The 14,409-nt window shown below is 68.6% G+C and carries 16 protein-coding genes and 2 pseudogenes; 10 read left to right on the top strand and 8 right to left on the bottom strand.

Going from position 1 to position 14,409, the window contains the following annotated elements; genetic code table 11:
• Positions 1-158: 158 nt before the first annotated feature.
• A pseudogene (locus ACPUER_RS00850) lies at positions 159-441 on the top strand (TonB-dependent receptor); the annotation flags it as partial.
• A gap of 69 nt (positions 442-510) precedes the next feature.
• On the opposite strand, the gene ACPUER_RS00845 reads toward ACPUER_RS00850, so the two are convergent.
• Positions 511-1,572, bottom strand: a complete 1,062-nt coding sequence (locus ACPUER_RS00845; protein ID WP_425130093.1) for an alpha/beta fold hydrolase — start codon at positions 1,570-1,572, stop codon at positions 511-513.
• A gap of 340 nt (positions 1,573-1,912) precedes the next feature.
• Between ACPUER_RS00845 and ACPUER_RS00840 the strand changes: the two genes are divergently transcribed.
• The 6 genes from ACPUER_RS00840 (at position 1,913) to pqqE (ending at position 7,469) form a co-directional block, all read left to right on the top strand.
• Positions 1,913-3,934, top strand: coding sequence for a sigma-54-dependent Fis family transcriptional regulator (locus ACPUER_RS00840; RefSeq protein ID WP_425130092.1), 2,022 nt, complete (start codon positions 1,913-1,915; stop codon positions 3,932-3,934).
• A gap of 333 nt (positions 3,935-4,267) precedes the next feature.
• Positions 4,268-4,342, top strand: coding sequence for a pyrroloquinoline quinone precursor peptide PqqA (gene pqqA / locus ACPUER_RS00835; protein WP_006485436.1), 75 nt, complete (start codon positions 4,268-4,270; stop codon positions 4,340-4,342).
• Between the two features lie 62 nt (positions 4,343-4,404).
• Complete coding sequence (gene pqqB / locus ACPUER_RS00830; RefSeq protein WP_425130091.1) at positions 4,405-5,328, top strand: pyrroloquinoline quinone biosynthesis protein PqqB; 924 nt, start codon at positions 4,405-4,407, stop codon at positions 5,326-5,328.
• Positions 5,329-5,330: 2 nt separating this feature from the next.
• Positions 5,331-6,050, top strand: a complete 720-nt coding sequence (gene pqqC / locus ACPUER_RS00825; protein ID WP_425130090.1) for a pyrroloquinoline-quinone synthase PqqC — start codon at positions 5,331-5,333, stop codon at positions 6,048-6,050.
• Positions 6,047-6,328: a pyrroloquinoline quinone biosynthesis peptide chaperone PqqD gene (pqqD, locus tag ACPUER_RS00820; RefSeq protein ID WP_034180785.1), complete on the top strand. Its 282-nt coding sequence runs from the start codon at positions 6,047-6,049 to the stop codon at positions 6,326-6,328. The genes pqqC and pqqD overlap by 4 nt, the downstream gene beginning before the upstream one ends.
• A 1-nt stretch (position 6,329) precedes the next feature.
• Positions 6,330-7,469 carry a pyrroloquinoline quinone biosynthesis protein PqqE gene (gene pqqE, locus ACPUER_RS00815; protein WP_425130089.1) on the top strand — a complete coding sequence of 380 codons (1,140 nt, stop codon included), beginning with the start codon at positions 6,330-6,332 and terminating at the stop codon, positions 7,467-7,469.
• Positions 7,470-7,747: 278 nt separating this feature from the next.
• Here pqqE and ACPUER_RS00810 read toward each other — a convergent pair whose 3' ends face one another.
• Positions 7,748-8,086 (bottom strand): helix-turn-helix domain-containing protein, encoded by a 339-nt coding sequence (locus tag ACPUER_RS00810; RefSeq protein WP_425130088.1) that lies wholly within the window; start codon positions 8,084-8,086, stop codon positions 7,748-7,750.
• A 78-nt stretch (positions 8,087-8,164) separates the two neighbouring features.
• On the opposite strand from ACPUER_RS00810, the gene ACPUER_RS00805 reads away from it, so the two are divergent.
• Both ACPUER_RS00805 and ACPUER_RS00800 read left to right on the top strand, forming a co-directional pair.
• Positions 8,165-9,064 (top strand): hypothetical protein, encoded by a 900-nt coding sequence (locus tag ACPUER_RS00805; RefSeq protein ID WP_175962200.1) that lies wholly within the window; start codon positions 8,165-8,167, stop codon positions 9,062-9,064.
• Between the two features lie 207 nt (positions 9,065-9,271).
• Complete coding sequence (locus ACPUER_RS00800; RefSeq protein WP_072442034.1) at positions 9,272-9,502, top strand: hypothetical protein; 231 nt, start codon at positions 9,272-9,274, stop codon at positions 9,500-9,502.
• Between the two features lie 142 nt (positions 9,503-9,644).
• Here the strand turns inward: ACPUER_RS00800 and ACPUER_RS00795 are convergent, their stop codons facing one another.
• The 4 genes and pseudogenes from ACPUER_RS00795 to ACPUER_RS00780 form a co-directional block, all read right to left on the bottom strand.
• Positions 9,645-10,523, bottom strand: coding sequence for an alpha/beta hydrolase (locus ACPUER_RS00795; RefSeq protein ID WP_175962285.1), 879 nt, complete (start codon positions 10,521-10,523; stop codon positions 9,645-9,647).
• 112 nt (positions 10,524-10,635) lie between these two features.
• A pseudogene (locus ACPUER_RS00790) lies at positions 10,636-10,782 on the bottom strand (alpha/beta fold hydrolase); the annotation flags it as partial.
• 49 nt (positions 10,783-10,831) lie between these two features.
• A complete protein-coding gene (locus ACPUER_RS00785; RefSeq protein ID WP_425130087.1) occupies positions 10,832-11,638 on the bottom strand; it encodes a DinB family protein in 807 nt (268 codons plus the stop codon).
• A 145-nt stretch (positions 11,639-11,783) separates the two neighbouring features.
• Complete coding sequence (locus ACPUER_RS00780) at positions 11,784-12,215, bottom strand: YciI family protein (protein ID WP_310132249.1); 432 nt, start codon at positions 12,213-12,215, stop codon at positions 11,784-11,786.
• 214 nt (positions 12,216-12,429) lie between these two features.
• Between ACPUER_RS00780 and ACPUER_RS00775 the strand changes: the two genes are divergently transcribed.
• Positions 12,430-12,660 carry a hypothetical protein gene (locus tag ACPUER_RS00775; RefSeq protein WP_047902501.1) on the top strand — a complete coding sequence of 77 codons (231 nt, stop codon included), beginning with the start codon at positions 12,430-12,432 and terminating at the stop codon, positions 12,658-12,660.
• A gap of 43 nt (positions 12,661-12,703) precedes the next feature.
• Here ACPUER_RS00775 and ACPUER_RS00770 read toward each other — a convergent pair whose 3' ends face one another.
• Positions 12,704-12,958: a hypothetical protein gene (locus tag ACPUER_RS00770; RefSeq protein WP_310132252.1), complete on the bottom strand. Its 255-nt coding sequence runs from the start codon at positions 12,956-12,958 to the stop codon at positions 12,704-12,706.
• 12 nt (positions 12,959-12,970) lie between these two features.
• Complete coding sequence (locus ACPUER_RS00765; protein WP_425130086.1) at positions 12,971-14,395, bottom strand: MFS transporter; 1,425 nt, start codon at positions 14,393-14,395, stop codon at positions 12,971-12,973.
• Positions 14,396-14,409: the final 14 nt, after the last annotated feature.

The raw sequence follows: 14,409 nt of genomic DNA, 5'->3' as shown, positions 1-14,409 counted from the left end.
GCCTGCGCGGCGCGGCGCACGGGCGTATCGCGCGCTGTGCTGTGTCGGACGTGTCGCGCGGCGGTGTCAACGAAGGTGTTGCATTCAGGTACACCGCCGCGCGGGAAGTGTTGCCAAACATGACAGGTGGCGTGGCGCCCGTGACGGTGCGGCCGTCGCATGCGCGCGGCGACGACGACAACCAGGACGCGAACGGCAGGATCGCGGGCTACGTGCTCGTCGATCTCGACATGCGGTATCGGATCGCGAAGCGCTTCGAGGTGTTCGCGAGCGTGACGAACCTGTTCGACAAGCGCTACGCGAGCTTCGGCGTGCTCGGCCGGAATTTCTTCAACGGGCCGAATCACACGTTCGACGGCGCGAATCCTGTCAACCAACAGTTCGTCGGACCGGGGGGCGCCGCGTGGCGCGTGGGGCGGCGTGCGTTATGCGTGGGATTGAGTGTTGCACGGCTGCGCCTGCTGTCGCATGACGACGTGAGCCGGTGCCGGCCGCGCCCGACATGTGCGGTCACGTGAACGGCGCCGCCGCGAACATCGCGTGCACCGCGCGGGCGACGCTGCGCGCCAATGCCGGGTCGCTCGCCAGATGCCCGGCAGGCACGCGTTCGATTTCGGCCACGGGCACGGCACGAGCGAGACGGACAACGTTGTCGACCGGGCAAACGGGGTCGTGCATCCCGTGCGCGGCGAACAGCGGCACGCCTTCGTCTGCCGCCCGCCGCGCGAGTGCGAGCACGCGGCGTTCGCCGAGCCAGCAATCGCGTTGCAGGTAATGTGCCTGGATCCGGTACTTGTCGATCAGCCGGCTGACGGTCTTGTGCGAGCGGATCGCGTGCGCGGGCGAGCGGCGCGTGTGCGACGACGCGAGGACGGCGTTTTCGTACGCGCGCCACGCGAGCGCCACCGCGCGCTTCGGGGCCGCGCCCGCGCCGGGGCGCAGCCGCCGCGCGCAGCACGACAGCAGACGATCCGGCTGTGCGCAGCCGGCCGCCGCACACAGGCGTCGCCATTCACGGGGGGCACGCGTGCGCGACGTCGTGAACAGGCGGCGGACTTCGCGTGGCGACGTCAGGAACAGGCCGCGCAGCACGACGCCGGTCACCCGTGCGGGATGCGTGCCCGCATACGCGAGCGCAAGCGCGGCGCCCCACGATCCGCCGACGACGCCCCAGCGCGCGATGCCGAGCTGCGCGCGTACCGCCTCGAGATCGTCGATCAGCCGCGCGGTGCTGTTATGACGCGTGCCGCCGCGCGGCGACGACGCGCCCGCGCCGCGCTGGTCGACGAGCACGACGCACGTGCGCGTCAGGTCGAACAGGCGCAGGATGCCGGCCTGGCCGCCGCTGCCGGGCCCGCCGTGCAGCACGACGACGGGGTGGCCGTCCGCAGCGCCGGCCACGGTGAACGCGATCGACTGTGCGTCGCGGTGCAGGCGCCGGTGAACGGGGGCGGCGGGCACTGCAGACGAGGCAGGCACGGCAGGTGTGTCGGGTGATACAGGCGCGCGAGGCGCGGCAGGCAAGACCTGCATTGCGGGCAACGGCGTGAGTCGAATCGGGGTAGGCGTCATGTCGACGTGGCTCGGGCGGAATTGGGGGCAACCGTCACGCGGCCGCGTGTGCGCCGGGGCGACTGCCGTGCTTGACCTGAGACAAAGCCAGAACCGCGCCAGGCGCGAAGATCGGGATTCGCACGGGTAGCCGCGAGCCGGGCAATCACGGTATTACGAAGGCCGAACTGTCCGGCGGCACGATCTCGACCGATCGTTTCCTTGCATCCGGCTTTCAATTCGCGGCGCATGACCGGCATCGGACGGCCCGTCCACGCCGCGACGCTTGCGTGGCCCGATGCTTGCTTGTCATGACGGCAAAGAGTCCGGCAGATGACCGGAAGGATCCCCGGAGGAGACAATGCGCGATGACGTAGAGCAAGCGGCCGGGACTCGGGCCGCGCATCCCGCCGGCTGGCCCGCGCCGTCGATCCAGAAAGCCCATGAGCGGTCCGAGACGTTCGGCCTGCAGGTATCGGCACGCCCCGACTACGACGTGCTGTCGAGCGCGGCGCTGGTGCTGAAGCGCGAGCAGAGCCGCGTGCTGTGCGTGCACGCGATGCCGGTGATGGAGACGCTGCACGAGCAGATCGTCAACACGCAGAGCATGATCGTGCTGACCGACGCCGAAGGCCTGATCCTGCATTCGATCGGCGACGACGACTTCCTGCAGCGCGCGGAGAAGGTCGCGCTGCGCCCAGGCGCGAACTGGGCGGAGAGCCGGCAGGGCACCAACGCGATCGGCACGGCGCTCGCCGAGCTGTGCCCGATGGTGGTCCACGGCGACCAGCACTTCCTGGCCGCGAACCGCTTCCTGACCTGTTCGAGCGTGCCGATCCTCGACCCGTACGGCGACGCGATCGGCGTGCTCGACGTGACGGGCGACCACCGCAGCTATCACCAGCACACGATGGCGCTCGCGAAGATGTCGGTGCAGATGATCGAGAATCACCTGTTTACGACGACCTTTCAGGAAACGCTGCAGGTGTCGTTCCATGGCCGTCCCGAGTTCCTCGGCACGCTGATGGAGGGGATCGTCGCGTTCACCGCCGACGGCCGCTTCCTGTCGGCCAATCGCAGCGCGCAGTTCCAGCTCGGCATGCCGCTCGCGGTGCTGCGCGCGCACACGCTGTCGTCGCTGTTCGACATCACGAGCGCGCAGCTGATCGACCGCATGCGCGCGAGCACCGACCGGCACCTGATGCTGAACCTCGGCACCGGCGCGGTGGTTTGCGCGCGCGTGCACTTCCGGCGTGCGACGCTCGCGGAAGGCAGCCGGCCGACGGACGTCCACGACGCGGGCGCGCCGGCCGCGCGCACGAGCGCGGTGCCGGCGCCGGCGGCGGGCACGTCGGCGGGCCTGTCGCGGCTCAACTATCTCGACACCGGCGATCCGCAGGTCGCGTGCGTCATCGCGAAGGTGCGCAAGGTAATCGGCAAGGACATTCCGATCCTGATCACCGGCGAGACCGGCACCGGCAAGGAACTGCTCGCGCAGGCGATCCACAACGACTCGCCGCGTCGCGACGCGCCGTTCGTCGCGGTCAACTGCGCGTCGATTCCGGAGACGCTGATCGAATCCGAGCTGTTCGGCTATGAGGAGGGCGCATTCACCGGCGCGCGCCGCAAGGGGGCGATCGGCAAGCTGCTGCAGGCGAACGGCGGCACGCTGTTCCTCGACGAGATCGGCGACATGCCGTATCCGCTGCAGGTGCGGCTGCTGCGCGTGCTGCAGGAGCGCCTCGTCAACCCGCTCGGGTCGACGAAGACGATCGCCGTGGACATCTCGATCATCTGCGCGACGCACCGCGACCTGCGCGACATGATTGCGCAGAACCGCTTCCGCGAGGATCTCTACTACCGGCTGAACGGCCTCGTGGTGCGCCTGCCGCCGCTGCGCGACCGCACCGATCTCGCGGTCGTCGTGCAGAAGATGCTGCAACGCGAAGCGTTCGCGGGCTCCGACCGGCCGCCGCTCTCCGTCGCGCCGGACGTGATGGCGCTGTTCGTGCGCTGCACGTGGCCCGGCAACTTCCGCCAGCTCGGCAACCTGCTGCGCACGGCGGCGGCGATGGTCGACGACGATGGCGAAATCCGGCGCGAGCACCTGCCGGACGATTTCTTCGACGACCTGCGTCGCGGCGATGCGCAGGCCGAGCCGGCCGCGCAGCACGATCCGGCCGTCGCGCCGTTTGCCGTGGAGGCGTTCCCGCCCGCCGACGCGCGCTTGCAGGACGTCGCCGCGTCCGCGATCGCCGCCGCGCTGGCCCGTCACGGCGGCAACGTGTCGGCCGCGGCGCGCGCGCTCGGCGTGTCGCGCAACACGATCTACCGGAAGATGCCGGCGGCCGACGCGGAGCGCCAAGCGTCGGACGAAAGCTGACGCGCGGGCCGCGCGATCGCGGTTGCGCGGCCGGCGATCCGTCACTGCCGGTGTGTCAAGTTGCAACACCCGTTGCAACACCGGTGTTCAACGATTCAACACCTGTCACCGCCCCCGCGCATCGTGCCGCCGGGGCGGCGAATCGCATCCGCGCGAATCGTGTCGGCTAATTGTAAGGATTCCATCCCGATGCCTGCGCGACGGCCATGTGCCGCCGTCGCACAGGCAAAGTGCGGCTTCGGCACGCTCCTTGCTGAAGAGGAACCGACCGCCGGATTGCCGCGGTTGTCGGACTCACCGACGCGACTCACCAACTCAACCAGGAGACACATCATGCAGTGGACGACCCCGTCTTACACCGACCTGCGCTTCGGCTTCGAAATCACGATGTACATCGCCAACCGCTGATCGTCGCGATGCGCTGTCCGTGCCGCGATGCGCGGCGCGGACGGCCTCGGGAGCTGACGCCCATGAAGATCAAGATACTCGGCTCGGGAGCCGGCGGCGGCCTGCCGCAGTGGAACTGCAACTGCGCGAACTGTCGCCGCGCGCGCAGCGGAAGCGGCCATGTGCTGCCGCGCACGCAGTCGTCGCTCGCGGTCAGCGCGGACGGCATCGACTGGATTCTCGTCAACGCGTCGCCCGACATTCTTTCCCAGTTGCGCGCGAATCCGGACCTGCAGCCGGCGCGCGCGATCCGCGACAGCGGCATCGCCGCCGTCGTGCTGTGCGACGCGCAGATCGATCACGTGACCGGCCTGCTGATGCTGCGCGAGCGTTCGACGCCGCTGCCGCTCTACGCGAGCGCGCCGGTGCTCGACGACCTGTCGACCGGGCTGCCGCTCGTGCCGCTGCTCGGCCACTACTGCGGCGTCGATGCGCACACGATCGCGCTCGGCGAGCCGTTCGCGGTGCCGGCGGCGCGCGGGATCCGCTTCACCGCGATTCCCGTCGACAGCAAGGCGCCGCCGTATTCGCCGCGGCGCGCGTCGGCCGCGCCCGGCGACAACATCGCGCTGTCGATCGAAGATGTCGCGAGCGGCCGGCGCGCGTTCTATGCGCCGGGGCTCGCGGCCGTTTCCGACGACGTGCGCGCGGCGATGGACGGCGCCGATCTCGTGCTGGTGGACGGCACGTTCTGGACCGGCACCGAGATGATCGACCTCGGCCTGTCGAGCAAGCACGCGGCCGACATGGGGCATCTCGCGCAGTGCGCGGAACACGGGCGGCACGGCATGATCGACTGGCTCGACATGCTGCCCGCGCGCACGCGCAAGGTGCTCACGCACATCAACAACACGAACCCGATTCTCGACCCGCATTCCGTCGAGCACGCGCACCTGCGCGCGCATGGCATCGACGTCGCGCACGACGGCATGCAATTCCAGGTCTGACCATGAACGCACCGATCCCCGCTACGGCGTTGCACGCGACGCCCTGGACCGCGACCGAATTCGAGGCGCGCCTGCGCGCGCTCGAATCGCGCTATCACATCCATCACCCGTTCAACCGGCGGCTCAACAGCGGCGCGTGTTCGCCCGCGCAGATCCGCGGCTGGGTCGCGAACCGCTTCTACTACCAGATCAACATCCCGCTGAAGGATGCGGCGATCCTGTCGAACTGCCCCGATCGCGACACGCGGCGCCGGTGGATCCAGCGGCTGATCGATCACGACGGGCAGGGCGACAACGAAGGCGGCATCGAGGCGTGGGTGCGGCTCGGCGAGGCGTGCGGTGTCGATCGCGCCGAGCTGTGGTCGCTCGAACACGTGCTGCCCGGCGTGCGCTTCGCGGTCGACGCGTATGTGAATTTCGCGCGGCGCGCGCCGTGGCAGGAAGCCGTGTGCTCGTCGCTGACGGAGATGTTCGCGCCGCAGATCCATCTCGACCGGCTCGCGGGCTGGCCGTCGCACTACCCGTGGATCGAGCCGGACGGGCTGCATTACTTCCGCAGCCGCGTGCCGCTCGCGCAGCGCGACGTCGAGCACGGGCTTGCGGTCACGCTGCAGCATTTCACGACGCCGGATGCGCAGCAGCGCGCGCTCGGCATCCTGCAATTCAAGCTCGACATTCTGTGGTCGATGCTCGACGCCGTCGAAAAGGCCTACCCCGTATGAACGCGATCGATGCCGCCAGCGGCGTGCCGCTGCGCCCCTGCCTGAGGGGCATGTACCGCCTGCAGTGGGAGGTGGCCCAGGATGCCTACGTGCTCCTCTATCCCGAAGGAATGGTCAAGCTCAACCCGAGCGCGGCCGAGATACTCGTGCGCTGCGACGGCACGCGCGAGCTCGACGACATCATCGGCGAACTCGAGTGCCTGTTCAGCACGTCGGACCTTGCCTCCGACGTATACCGTTTCCTCGATCACGCGCGGCTGCGCGGCTGGCTCGACTGACATGTCGCCCGACACGTCCCGTCCGTCCGCGCCGTTGTGGCTGCTCGCGGAACTCACGTACCGCTGCCCGCTGCATTGCGCGTTCTGCTACAACCCCGTCGACTTCGCGACGCACGGCGCGGAGCTCGACACCGATGCATGGCGCGCGGTGATAAGCGATGCGCGCGCGCTCGGCGCCGCGCAGATCGGCTTCTCGGGCGGCGAGCCGCTGCAGCGCGGCGACCTCGAGACGCTCGTCGCGCATGCGCGCGGGCTCGGCTTCTACACGAACCTGATCACGTCGGGCATCGGGCTGAACGTCGCGCGTATCGAGCGGCTCAAGGCAGCCGGGCTCGATCACATCCAGTTGTCGCTGCAGGATTCGACGCGCGAGCTGAACGATTTCCTGACCAGCACGCGCACGTTCGAGCTGAAGCGCGACGTCGCGCGGCTGATCAAGGCGCACGGCTACCCGATGGTGCTCAACTGCGTGCTGCATCGCTACAACCTGCCGCACGTGGGACAGATCATCGAGATGGCGCTCGATCTCGGCGCCGATTACCTGGAGCTCGCGAACACGCAGTACTACGGCTGGGCGATGCTGAACCGCGACCAGCTCATGCCGACCGTCGAACAGGTGCGCGAAGCCGAAGATACGGTGAACCGCTATCGCAAGCTGGTCGGCGAGCGCTGCCGGATCCTGTTCGTCGTGCCCGACTATTTCGAAGCGCGCCCGAAAGCGTGCATGAACGGCTGGGGCTCGGTGTTTCTCGGCGTCGCGCCTGACGGCACCGCGCTGCCGTGCCATGCCGCGCGTTCGCTGCCGGGGCTCGCGCTGCCGAACGTGCGCGATCGGTCGCTGAAGGAAATCTGGTACGACAGCGACGCGTTCAACGCGTTTCGCGGCGATGACTGGATGCGCGAGCCGTGCCGCACGTGCGACGAGCGGCATACGGATCACGGCGGCTGCCGGTGCCAGGCGTACCTGCTGGCAGGCGATCCGAAGGAAGCCGATCCGGTGTGCGCGAAGTCCGCGCATCACGGCAAGGTCGAGCAGGCGGTGCAATTCGCACGGCGACTGGCACCGCGCGACGAGCAGCCGCTGGTGTTTCGCAGCAAGGAGAATTCGCTCGCGCAATGCGGGGCGGCGTGCGACTGCTGACGAGCTACGGCGACGACGGCTTCGTCACCGCCCCCCGCGTCCGCGCGGCAACCCTCGCGCCAGTAGCGCAAACAAGGCCTTCCCGCAGCCAGCGAAACCCGAAACAGACGTGAACGGGCGCTGACGCCTGCCGCCGCGCGCTCGCCTACCCGCATCCAGATGCGACACCGGCGGCGACGAGATCGATCGTCGCCACCCGCGTGCTGTCGTGCCGCGTCGGCTTCGCTCCCGGCCCACTTCGAGCCGCCCGGCAAAGCGAACGAAATCGAACCGCGACATCACCCGTCGTCGGCCTTCGCCTGCAGATCCTTCAACCCCTGAATTACGACCAGCAGCGCGCGCCCGTGCTCGTCGGAGCCGTCCCATGCGTCGACGATCGCGTCGCGCAGCAGGTCGTTATAGCGGCGGCGCGATGGCCCGGTATCGACGCCATAGAAACTGCATAGCTTATTGAATGGCACGCTGCGGCGCAGCCGATGCCCGTTCGACAGCCTCAGGCGCGACACGGTTGGCTGGCTGACCCCGGAAAGTCGCGCGATTTCGCTGGACGAGCGTGTATCTGCCATCAGGCGGCGCAACAGGTCTTGAACGGGAAAATCTTGGTCCGGGGCTTCCATGCGATGCATTATACCTATACAGTTACGGCTGTTGAATGGGCTTCCTGTCACCAGCGAGGCTGTATCCCGAGAAAGTTGATGACGCTGAAACACCTCCCACCCACGTTCTGCTGGACCAAGATCGGTACCGAGTCCGGCGAGGAACTGCCGACCGTCGTGCTCCGCAAGGAATGGGAGCGCCGGCTCGGGGGCGGGCGTTTTCTGTGGGGTATCAACCAGCCGCTCGGCAGCAGCGCGCAAGTCGCCGCGCATCGCACGGGCTCGCTGCTCGCGCTGTTTTCGCCGGTCGCATCGCGCCCGCGCGCGGGCGAGCGCAAGGACGCGCTGCTGTGGAATGCATGGGTCGACGCGAGCGGTCAGGTGCGGCCGCTTCCGCCGCACACGTTCATCGCGAGCCGCTCGACGCTGCCGTCGGGCCGTCGCCGCGAACAGCACTACGCGCTCGTGTGCGCGTCGTCCACCGCGCTGACGGTCGGCACGCAGTTGCGCGTGTTTCCCGATCACCTGCGCAGCGTGAGCACCGGCAAGCCGCTTGGCGCCGCACAGGGCGCGGCCGTGGTCGATTGCGTCGGGCGCGCGAAGGAGCAGACGGGCAGGAGCTATCCGCTCGCGCTGTCGGTCGAGCTCGAAGCGCCGTATTTCGTGCGGCTCGCGCAGCCGTGCGTGCTGAAGGCGCGCGATCTCGCGGAAGTGAACAAGGCGACGCGCGCAGGCGATTTCGATCGCTTCGTCGAGCTGGTTGCGCGCTTGCGCGGCCGTTCGCCGACGGATGCCGTGCGCGGCGTCACGCGCGACCTGTTCGACGTACCGCCGATCGAAACCGCGGCCGCGTATGTCGCACCCGCGCATGCGGCGCGATTGCGCAGCCGGCCGGCGGTCGAGCATCCGCGCGATCTCACCGGCGATCTGTTCGACCTGTCGCCGGGCGAGGCTGCTGCGTTTGGTGGCCTTGCGCATCCGCGCATCGGGCGCGCGTGACGACAAGCGCGGAGCAGGTTGCGCAAGAATTTGTTGCAATCTCGCCGTAGCGGATCGGCGAGCGCAGGGGGACAATCGGCACGAAGCGCGCTGCGCGGCGGCCGATGCGTCGACAATCGATGGATCGTGGTTCACGCCGCCGACATGCGCACCACGCACACTGAGCGTCGGCTTGCTTCACACTGCAATCCTGAGGGAGGAGTGTCGATGTCGACCCATATCTGTTCGAGGGAAGCCCGGGCCGCGCAACGCTTCGTCGAAGCGACGCGCAACGTCGATCAGGCCTTTCGCGCGGTACGCGGCGAAAGCGACGACGACGTCTCGTCGGCCGAATACGCACGCGCGATGTCGCGCCTCGATCGCGCGCTCGACGAGCTGGCGCGTGCGCAGGAAGTCTTCGATCGCGTGGTGAGTGCCGACGCGGCGCGTCAGATCTGATCCAGGCGTTTCCGCTTTAGTCGCGTCGATCGGCGCACTTTCTTTCTGTTGCCGGCTGCTGTTCGGCACGTCTGTCGTTCAATCCGACCGCATCGAATCGATACCGTTGAACCGCGTTGCGCCACTGCGCGCGGCGCGCGCATCAGCCCGCGCGCGTCATGCCCGGTGCAGGGGGGGCCGGATGGAACGCGTAGCCGCGATGCTGGAACGACGCCGCGAAGAACCGCATCTGGTAGCGGATTGCATTCGCCCAGTAATCCCAAGTATGGCCGCCGGCCCGCTCCGCATAGTCGTGCGGCACGCCGAGCGCGACGAGCCGTTCGTGCAGCGTGCGGTTGGAGCCGACGAGCGCGTCGTCGCGGCCGCAATCGATCGTCACGTCGAGATGAGCACGCACGAACGCACGAGCGCTTTCGACGATCGCATTGCGGTTCCAGAACGACGGATGGCGGCCGGGATCGCCGAACACGTGGTCGATGCCCGGCTCGTCCTCGCAGCAGCGCGGATCGACCGCGCCGCTGATGCTGCCGACCGCGCCGAACGTGTCGGGCCGGTCGAGTGCGATGCGCAGCGCGCCGAAGCCGCCCATGCTGAGCCCGGTGATTGCGCGGGCGCGCTGCGTCGCGATCGTGCGGAAGTGCGAATCGACATAGGATACGACTTCGTCGCCGACGAAGGTTTCGTAGCGGCTGCCCGAATCGAACGGGCTGTCGATGTACCAGCTTTCGTGTCCGCCGTCGGGCATCACGAGGATCACGCGGTAGCGGTCGGCCAGCGCGGCGATGTGCGTGTTCGACGTCCAGTCGGTATGGTCGCCGCCCGAGCCGTGCAGCAGGTAGACGACCGGGTAGCGTTCGCCGTTGCGGTTGGCGTGTGCGTAGTCGTCGGGCAGCACGACGGTCGCCCTGAGCGTCTCGCTCATCGCGGCGCTCGGGATCGCGACGACCCGCGCATGAAATGCGAAGGCAGGGCTCGTGACGGCGAGCAGCAGAAGCAGCCAGAAGGCGCGTGCCAGGTGCATCGATCCTTGCATGTGTCGACCCTGTCCGGCGCCGGGGCACCGGGAAAACCCTGTTCGGACGACTCTAGCAACCGCACCTTTCAACCATATTTCGGCGAATCCTACGGGTTTGTCAGGCGGGCCGCACACACACGATGCGCGCGATTGCCTCGCGAAACGCGTCGGGCCGCTCGGCCGGCTTCAGGTGCCCGCAGCGTTCGATCGTGTCGAAGCCGGCGCGGCGCGCGAGCGCCCGGTCCGGCACGTGCGAGCCTGCACGTCGAACGTGCCGATGAACCCGTGGATGAAGACGACGGGCGCAGGCAGGATCATCGGGCGGGCGCGGAAGGAAGGGGCGGCAACTCGAGTTCGGCGAGCAGCTCGTCGAGTTCGAGCACGTGCGTGCGGTCGTGGTCGAGCAGTTCGCGCACGAGTTCGTCGAGCGACATGCGGCGGATGCCGTCGCGCAGCCCGCGGCGCGCGAGCTGCGCGGGTTCCAGCGCGGCGGCCGTTGCGCACAGCGCGGCGCGGCCGGTGCGGAATGCGGCGACGGCGCGGTCGATCGGCTGCGCGAGATAGTCGCGCTGCGCGGCGAGCGCGGTGCCGTCGACCGACGCGATCACCGGCAGTTCGACCGTGCGCACCGCGTCGATGCGTTCGGCGAACACCGCGTCGAGGTCGCGCAGGTGGCACGCATGCTCGACCAGCGAGAATCCCGTGCCGGCCGGGCGGCGCGTCCACAGCGCGGCCGGCACGTGCGCGGCATACGCGGCGAGCCGGTCGGGCATGCGGGCCAACTCGGCGACGACGTCGGCGAACGGCAGCGTTTGCGGATATGCGCTGAACACTGCGCCATAGCTGAACAGCGTGCCGCCGAGCCGCCCGCGCGCCTGCACGACGTCGTGGCCGTGGCGGCGCATGACTTCCGCGACCATCGCACCGCAGAACTGGCGGGCTGTCGTGTCGGCTTCGATTTCGGGGAAGTTGCGCGCGATCTCGTGCTGGATCGCGCCGATCGCGGCGACGCCGACGCGCGACAGCGCCGCGAATTCCGGATAGCGCTCGGGCTGTGCGATCAGCGCTTCGAGCTGGGTGCCGAGCGCGGTGGTGCGGAAACGGTCGAAACGGGAATGCATGGCGAACGGACCCCATCTAGTAACGTGTCAAAACGATACGTTACTAGATGGGGTGTCGTCAACCGGTTCATTCGGGCGAGAGATGGCGCGACGCCGCGCCTCGGCGCGATCCAGGGCGCGCGCGAGATTCGCGCCCGCCCGCCGGTCAGGATTTCTGCCGGGCGTCGATTTCCGCGCGTATGCGCGCTTCCTGCTGTTGCAGCTCCGGCGTGAATTCGTCGCCGAATTCCTCGAGTTCGAACAGCGGGCGGATCTCGATGTCGGAGTCGCCGGGCATCGGATTCGGGCAGCGCTTGACCCATTCGACGGCTTCTTCCATCGATTTGACCTGCCACAGCCAGTAGCCCGCGACGAGTTCCTTCGTTTCGGCGAACGGGCCGTCGATGACGGTGCGGTTCTTGCCGGAAAAGTGCACGCGCTTGCCGCGGCTGCTCGGGTGCAACCCGTCGGCGGCGAGCAGGATGCCGGCTTTCACCAGTTCTTCGTTGAAGCGGCCCATCGCGGCCAGCATTTCGGTGTCGGGCATCCGGTAGGACTCGGAATCGGCGGTCGCCTTGACGATTACCATGACGCGCATTGTCGTATCTCCTTGAACGGGAATCGGGGGTTGCCGCTGGTCGTGCCGACGGCAAAACAAAACGATCGGTTACGACAATACGACGCGCGAGAATGGCGCGAATCGACATCGTGCACGAAGAATTTTCGATGACGGGCGAACCGGCGGGCGCTGCCGCGGAGCGCCCCGTCAAAACTGGTATGCTGATCCTCACCACGTTTACGCGGAGGGTGCCATGGCTGCTAAAGAAGTCTCGAAGAAGAAATACCTGAAAATCCTGAACAAACGCTTGCGTGCCGAACCGGCGGCCCCGGACGGCGCGTCGTTCGTGTTTTTCCCGCTGGGCGCGAAGGCGAAGCACGCGACGGGCGTCGTGTCCTCCGACGCGCGCAGCAAGCGTGAACTGGCGGTGATGGCCGCGGTCCAGCGCAAGGCGGCCGAAGAGTTCGTCGTCACCGGCGCCTGACCGGCATCCGTCATAGCAACGCTTGCATCGCCGCCTGCGTGCGTTACGCGGCGGCCGCGTCGCAATACGCGATCGCACCGGCCAGCACGCGCGGGATGTCGTGCGTGATGGCCGGCCCGTGCATCGGCAGGATGATGTCGAGGTCGAGCGACTGGATGCGGCGCAGCGCGCTCGCCAGGTGCGCGAGCGACGGCAGGTAGTCCGAGCGCTCGATCGAATCGACGATCGCCGGCAGCGGGTCGTCCGTTGCTTCGTTGTCGGCGCCGAACGCCTTCCCGGCCTGAAGGAAAACCGCCATCCGATCCGCGGATCAGGACACTTCGTCAGCGGCCGCCGCCGGATACCGGCCGCCGCCGCCGGCTTCGTCGCCCGCCGCCAACTGCTCCAGCGCGAGGCCCTTCGTCTCGATCCCGAGCGTCCACACGGCGACCGCGGCCGCGATGAACGACAGCGCGCCGAGCGTGAACACGCCGCCCTGGCCGAACACGGGCAGCACGACGCCCACCACGTAAGGCCCGATCAGCGAGCCGACGCGCCCGATCGCCGACGCGAAGCCCGAGCCCGTCGCGCGCGCGCCGGTGCCGTACAGTTCGGGCGTGTATGTGTACAGCGCGGCCCACATCCCGAACAGGAAGAACTGCATCGCGAGGCCCGTACCGATCAGCAGCGCCATGCTGCCGCCGTACAGCGCGCTCTGGCCGTATGCGTATGCCATCGCGCCACCGCCGATCAGCGACGCGATGCAGGTCGGCTTGCGCCCCCAGCGTTCAACGAGCCACGCGGCGCACAGGAAGCCCGGCACGCCGCCGAGCGAGATCAGCACCGTGTAGAACACCGATTTCGTGACTTCGAAGCCGGCCTGCTGCAGCAGCGCGCCGAGCCACGACGTGAGGCCGTAGAAGCCGAGCAGCGCGAAGAACCACAGCAGCCACACCATCACCGTGCGGCGGCGGTACACGCCGCTCCAGATCTCGCGCAGCGCGCCGCGACCGCGCGCGGCCACCGGTTCGGCGAGCCGCGACGGCGGCGGCAGCGTCGCGACGCCAGCCGAGCGCATCACCTTCGCCTCGATCGCGTGCATCACCGCGTCGGCTTCCGCGTGCCGGCCCGCATGTTCGAGCCAGCGCGGCGATTCGGGCACGATGCGGCGCACGACGAGCACGAACACCGCGGGAATCGCGAGCAGCGCGAACACCGTGCGCCAGCCGAACTGCGGCAGCACGAAGTACGCGACGACGCCGGCCGTGATGAAGCCGAGCGGCCAGAAGCCGTCCATCAGCGCGATCAGGCGGCCGCGCTTCTCGGTCGGCACGAATTCGGACAGCAGCGTCTGCGCGACCGGGAATTCCATCCCCATCCCGATCCCGAGCAGCACGCGGTAGACGATCAGCGCGTCGACGCTCTGTGCGGTCGAGCACAGGTACGACGCGGCGCCCCACAGCACCATGCTCCACTGGAACACCGGCCGGCGGCCGAAGCGGTCGGCGAGCAGGCCGGCGACGGCCGCGCCGAGCACCATCCCGAAGAAGCTTGCGCTCGCAACGAGGCCGGCGGCCGCGGTCGACAGCCCGAACTCCTTGCGGATCGAGCCGAGCACGAACGTCATCGTGCCGAGATCGACCGAGTCGAAGAAGAACGCGATCGCGATGATGAAGAAGATCCGCTTGTGATAGCCGGAGAACGGCAGGCGTTCGAGCCGGGCGGCGGCGGAGGCGGGAGCGGTGGCGGCGGGCATTGGCGTCCTCTGAA

This window comes from Burkholderia sp. DN3021, assembly GCF_049805555.1.
In the GTDB taxonomy this organism is placed as follows: Bacteria; Pseudomonadota; Gammaproteobacteria; order Burkholderiales; family Burkholderiaceae; genus Burkholderia; species Burkholderia pyrrocinia_C.
The sequence above is the reverse complement of the archived record's forward strand: the minus strand, read 5'-3'. Positions and strand labels throughout refer to the sequence as shown.

Coding starts and splice junctions, on each gene's coding strand:
- pqqC (WP_425130090.1), top strand. CDS start 5,331: ATGAACGCACCGATCCCCGCTACGGCGTTGCACGCGACGCCCTGGACC.
- ACPUER_RS00840 (WP_425130092.1), top strand. CDS start 1,913: ATGCGCGATGACGTAGAGCAAGCGGCCGGGACTCGGGCCGCGCATCCC.
- pqqB (WP_425130091.1), top strand. CDS start 4,405: ATGAAGATCAAGATACTCGGCTCGGGAGCCGGCGGCGGCCTGCCGCAG.
- ACPUER_RS00785 (WP_425130087.1), bottom strand. CDS start 11,638: ATGCATTCCCGTTTCGACCGTTTCCGCACCACCGCGCTCGGCACCCAG.
- ACPUER_RS00765 (WP_425130086.1), bottom strand. CDS start 14,395: ATGCCCGCCGCCACCGCTCCCGCCTCCGCCGCCGCCCGGCTCGAACGC.
- ACPUER_RS00795 (WP_175962285.1), bottom strand. CDS start 10,523: ATGCACCTGGCACGCGCCTTCTGGCTGCTTCTGCTGCTCGCCGTCACG.
- pqqE (WP_425130089.1), top strand. CDS start 6,330: ATGTCGCCCGACACGTCCCGTCCGTCCGCGCCGTTGTGGCTGCTCGCG.
- ACPUER_RS00805 (WP_175962200.1), top strand. CDS start 8,165: ATGACGCTGAAACACCTCCCACCCACGTTCTGCTGGACCAAGATCGGT.
- ACPUER_RS00810 (WP_425130088.1), bottom strand. CDS start 8,086: ATGGAAGCCCCGGACCAAGATTTTCCCGTTCAAGACCTGTTGCGCCGC.
- ACPUER_RS00775 (WP_047902501.1), top strand. CDS start 12,430: ATGGCTGCTAAAGAAGTCTCGAAGAAGAAATACCTGAAAATCCTGAAC.
- ACPUER_RS00800 (WP_072442034.1), top strand. CDS start 9,272: ATGTCGACCCATATCTGTTCGAGGGAAGCCCGGGCCGCGCAACGCTTC.
- pqqD (WP_034180785.1), top strand. CDS start 6,047: ATGAACGCGATCGATGCCGCCAGCGGCGTGCCGCTGCGCCCCTGCCTG.
- ACPUER_RS00845 (WP_425130093.1), bottom strand. CDS start 1,572: ATGACGCCTACCCCGATTCGACTCACGCCGTTGCCCGCAATGCAGGTC.
- ACPUER_RS00780 (WP_310132249.1), bottom strand. CDS start 12,215: ATGCGCGTCATGGTAATCGTCAAGGCGACCGCCGATTCCGAGTCCTAC.
- ACPUER_RS00770 (WP_310132252.1), bottom strand. CDS start 12,958: ATGGCGGTTTTCCTTCAGGCCGGGAAGGCGTTCGGCGCCGACAACGAA.